Source organism: Microcystis viridis FACHB-1342, assembly GCF_014698335.1.
GTDB lineage: Bacteria > Cyanobacteriota > Cyanobacteriia > Cyanobacteriales > Microcystaceae > Microcystis > Microcystis ichthyoblabe_A.
Genome location: NZ_JACJSV010000124.1, coordinates 1 through 4880, shown reverse-complemented (window position 1 = coordinate 4880; position 4880 = coordinate 1). Strand labels below are relative to the sequence as shown.

Sequence of the window (4880 nt, the reverse complement as noted above, 5' to 3'; positions counted from 1 at the left end):
TATGGAAATAAATAACATCCTAGAAACTGAGGATAGAGAGGTGTTTATGACTTTATCTCAAACCTATCAGGAATGGAAGGAAGCAACTAAACGGGAAGGACGACAGGAAGGAAAACTAGAAGGAAAACTAGAAGGAAAACTAGAAGGAAAACTGGAATCTATTCCCCGTTTGCTGGCCTTGGGTTTAAGTGTGGAACAAATCGCTCAAGCTTTGGATTTAGACTTAGAGCAGGTCCGACAAGCGGCGCGAGAGTAAAGGTGGAGAGTTAAAACGCAAAAATGCCACAATGGATAAAATAGGCATTTTCTGACTAACTGACATCTTCTATGAGTAACCACCTAAGCGGAAGCGAGATTCGCCAGCGATTTTTAGACTTTTTTGCGGCCAGAAACCATAAAATTCTCCCTAGTGCCTCTCTAGTACCAGAAGACCCCACCGTTTTGCTGACTATTGCGGGAATGCTCCCTTTTAAACCGATTTTCTTAGGGCAAAAGACCCCAGAATTTCCCCGCGCTACCACTTCTCAAAAATGTATTCGCACCAACGATATCGAAAATGTCGGCCGGACTGCTAGACATCATACTTTTTTTGAGATGTTGGGCAATTTTAGCTTTGGTGATTATTTTAAAGAACAAGCGATCGCCTGGGCCTGGGAATTGTCCACAGAAGTTTTTAACCTTCCCCCCGAAAGATTAGTCGTTAGTGTCTTTAAAGAGGATGAGGAAGCTTTCGCTATCTGGCGCGATAAAATCGGTATTCCTGCCCATCGTATCCAAAAAATGGGCGAAGCGGATAACTTTTGGGTATCGGGTCCCACGGGTCCCTGTGGTCCCTGTTCGGAAATTTACTACGATTTTCACCCGGAATTAGGGGATAAAACCATCGATTTAGAGGATGATAGCCGTTTTATCGAGTTTTATAACCTCGTCTTCATGCAGTATAACCGCGACGCGGATGGCAATCTGACACCCCTAGCGAATAAAAACATCGATACGGGGATGGGTTTGGAACGGATGGCGCAAATCCTGCAAAAAGTCGCCAATAACTACGAAACTGACCTAATTTTCCCGATTGTCGCCGAAGCGGCCCGGTTAGCAGCCATAGACTACCAGAAAGCGGACGAAAAAACGAAAGTTTCCCTAAAAGTCATCGGCGATCATGTGCGTTCGGTAGTACACATGATAGCGGATGGTATCTCAGCATCGAATACTGACAGAGGTTACGTCCTGCGTCGTCTGATTCGGAGAGTAGTACGACACGGGCGTTTAATCGGTATTGAAGGTCAATTTATCACCAAAGTGGCGGAAGTGGCGATCGCTCTTTCCGAGTCCGTCTATGGCAATGTTCGGGAACGAGAAACGGTGATCAAGGCAGAATTAGAGCGAGAGGAAGCGAGATTTTTAGAAACCCTAGAAAGAGGCGAGAAACTGCTCGAATCGATTCTAGAAAAAGAAAAAAGCCAGATTTCGGGAGTCGATGCTTTTACCCTTTATGATACCTATGGCTTCCCCCTGGAACTGACTCAAGAAATCGCCGAGGAGCAGGGTTTAAGCGTCGATACGGCGGGTTTCGAGCAGGAAATGAAAAAACAGCAGCAAAGATCAAAAGCCGCCCACGAAACCATAGATTTGACGGTACAGGGTAGTTTAGATAAGCTGGCAGAACATATTCACCCGACGGAATTTCTCGGTTATACGGATTTGCAAGCAACCGCAACAGTAACGGCGGTTTTAGTCGCTGGTAAAACGGTGGAATCGGCCGCAGCAGGCACTGAGGTGCAGATAGTTCTCGATAAAACCCCTTTTTATGCCGAATCGGGTGGACAAATCGGTGACAAGGGTTATTTAACTGGCGATAATCTGCTTATCCGCGTTGAGGATGTGCAGAAAGAATCGGGGATTTTTATCCATTTTGGTCGGATTGAGCGGGGAATTGTCACCACCGGCGATACAATTAATGCTCAGATTGATCGCTCCTGTCGTCGTCGCGCTCAAGCTAATCATACCGCCACCCATCTGCTACAATCGGCCCTGAAAAAGCTTGTCGATGGGGGGATTTCCCAAGCGGGTTCCCTCGTCAGTTTTGAGCGCCTCCGTTTTGATTTTAACTGTCCTCGTCCCCTGACTAACTCTGAATTGCAACAGGTGGAAGAACAGATTAACACTTGGATTGCCGAAGCGCATGACACCCAGATAGCGGTGATGGGATTGGAAGAAGCGAAGCAAAAGGGAGCTATTGCTATGTTTGGCGAGAAATACGGCTCAGAAGTGCGAGTTATCGATATTCCTAGCGTTTCTATGGAATTATGCGGGGGAACTCACGTTAAAAATACCGCCGAGATCGGTTTATTTAAAATCATCTCCGAGACGGGAATCGCCGCAGGAATTCGTCGCATCGAAGCGGTGGCCGGCCCTGCCGTGTTAGCCTATTTGAATGAACGGGATCAGGTGGTACGGGATTTGTGCGATCGCTTTAAGGTCAAACCTCTGGAAATTCCCGATCGCATTACGGCCCTACAATCAGAGTTAAAGGGGACACAAAAGCAGTTAGAAGCGGTTAAACAGGAGTTGGCACTAAATAAATCAGATGCTTTGCTATCTCAAGCTGAATCTATCGGCGAATTTAAGCTATTAGTCGCTTCTTTGGGTGATATTGATGCTAATGCTTTGATGGCTGCAGCCGAAAGACTACAGCAAAAATTAGGGGAAGGGGCGGTAATTTTGGCCTCGACTCCGGCAGCTGATAAAGTGAGTTTAGTGGCCGCTTTTAGTCCCCGGGTGATTAAAGATAAGGGTTTACAAGCGGGTAAATTTATCGGTGCGATCGCTAAAATCTGCGCCGGTGGTGGTGGTGGCCGTCCCAATTTAGCTCAAGCTGGGGGACGGGATGCTAGTAAGTTAAGCGAAGCTTTAGCTAAGGCCAAAAGTCAGTTAACTAGCAGTTTACAATAGTTTTAAGGGTGGGCATTTTGTCCACCTTTAAAAATTAGTTATCCTCTCGGTGTGATTGGTAAAAATAATATGGAACTACTGATCAAGAATTTGGGATCAATTAGAAATAATAATCAAGCTATAGATTTAACCAAGAAGTTTTATACTTTTATTGGCTACAACAATAGTGGCAAAACCCTAGTTTCTCAGCTTTTATGGACAATTTTTAATAATGACAATATTAGAAAGTTTTCCGAAAATACCCAAATTGATTCTTTATTAATTGACTCGGAAAAACCTATTAAAAAAATTAGGATCAATCAAGAATTAATCGATGAAATTCTCAATAAATTTAGCCAGTTTATTGAAAAAGAAGTTGTTAATACTTATAATCTTGATGCCAGTATTAAAGAAACGATTATTGGTTCCAATAAATTAATTTTTCAAGCGGATATTAAAGAATTTAAAGAGACGACATTTAAAACAACTTTTTTGGTTCGTGTTGCAGGAAATAATGATCTGGAGTATTTACAGATTAGCAAGGGCAAAGGTAGCCTAACAATAAATATAAAAGAGAATAATATCCCTGAGAAAGTATTTGATCAAATACCCAGAGACTTTTTTGAGAGAGCTAAACCATACAAGGAATCAGTAATTATTCCGTCAATAATAAGAGTGCTTTTGTCTCCGATACAAGATACTTTTTTTATCCCCGCTAGTCGTAGCTTTTTTCCTGTTTTCTACCAGTACATTTATGAGATAGAGAGAAATAAAAGAAGTGAGTATAATCGTCGATTGCAAGAATTAATAGAAAATATTGATGATGATGGTGACAGTAATGAAGATAAATTAAAACGTCTTCGGGAACAATTACCCAAAAGGTCTTATACAGAACCAATGAATAAAGTGATTGAGTCGCTTTATTCTCTCAATACCAAGAAAGAAATTAATTCAGTTTATAATTCTCTGATCGAAAAGATGAGCAGATTAATGGGAGGAGAAATCACCATTTCTAGTCTAGAATCGATCGCACCTATTCAATTTTCTTTTAAATTCGATGAAAGCAAAGATTTACCTATGTATCTAGCTTCATCTTCAGTCAATCAGTTGACTATCTTGTATCTTTATCTCAAATATTGGGCCAAGGAAAAAAACAATTTTTTGATGATAGATGAACCAGAGGTTAATTTGCATCCCGAAAATCAAATTCGCTTAATGGATATTTTAGTTCAATTTGTCACCGAGCATAATAATCGGGTTTTGATCACCACCCATAGCCCGATTTTAACCGATATTCTCAACAATTATGTTTATCTTCATACCTTAAAAAGTTATGATGTTGATGTCACAAAAATTATTGAAGATAATCAATTAAAAAATTTAAATCCAGAAATTTCAATTGCTAAAGAAGACTTAGGGGTTTACTTTTTCACAGGTGATAAAATTATTGATTATGGAACCAGTCAATATGGTGTTTATTTTCGTAATTTTACAGAAGTTATCAACTCTGTGCAGAAATCTGGAGAAATTTTAACCAATCATATCTATTTAGCAGAGAATGAGTAAGTCTAACTCAAAAAAAGAAATATTTTCCCTTAGACAAGAGTTTCACCAAGCTTTAGAAAAATCGGGTTTTATTGAAGAAATCTGCCTTAGTCAGGATGAGTATATTGAAATTCAAGAAACAAATAAGAGCGATTTAAAGAAAGTAGTTATTAATCACTTACAGTTATCGTCTAAAAATGACAAAAATATATCTACAGAAGTAGATAAAATCTGGGTTATCAATTTAGAAAAAGAGATACCCGGTATCTCTGCTTCCGGCAAAACCCCTGAAAAAGCTATATTATACCATTTCTCTAAATGAAAACTACACATCGAATTTAAGTCACCCTTTTTAAGGGGGATTTAGGGGGATTAAACTTCTGTAGTCAGACTTTGGAGAATTG

Annotated in this window: 3 protein-coding genes and 1 pseudogene; all 4 read left to right on the top strand. The window is 40.4% G+C overall.

Annotated features, from left to right (window positions below; translation table 11 throughout):
- Positions 1 to 256 (top strand): RpnC/YadD family protein (locus tag H6G40_RS22470; protein ID WP_190538252.1); only part of this gene is annotated, 256 nt, incomplete at its 5' end.
- A 71-nt stretch (positions 257 to 327) separates the two neighbouring features.
- Positions 328 to 2952 (top strand): alanine--tRNA ligase, encoded by a 2625-nt coding sequence (alaS, locus tag H6G40_RS22465; protein WP_069474738.1) that lies wholly within the window; start codon positions 328 to 330, stop codon positions 2950 to 2952.
- 69 nt (positions 2953 to 3021) lie between these two features.
- Positions 3022 to 4497, top strand: a complete 1476-nt coding sequence (locus H6G40_RS22460; protein WP_069474739.1) for an AAA family ATPase — start codon at positions 3022 to 3024, stop codon at positions 4495 to 4497.
- A pseudogene (locus H6G40_RS22455) lies at positions 4490 to 4780 on the top strand (hypothetical protein); the annotation flags it as partial. The gene H6G40_RS22460 and the pseudogene H6G40_RS22455, both read left to right, overlap by 8 nt.
- Between the last annotated feature and the right edge of the window lie 100 nt (positions 4781 to 4880).

What these genes read in the sequence shown, in the direction of transcription:
- H6G40_RS22460 (WP_069474739.1), top strand. Translation starts at nt 3,022, where the DNA reads ATGGAACTACTGATCAAGAATTTGGGATCAATTAGAAATAATAATCAA.
- alaS (WP_069474738.1), top strand. Translation starts at nt 328, where the DNA reads ATGAGTAACCACCTAAGCGGAAGCGAGATTCGCCAGCGATTTTTAGAC.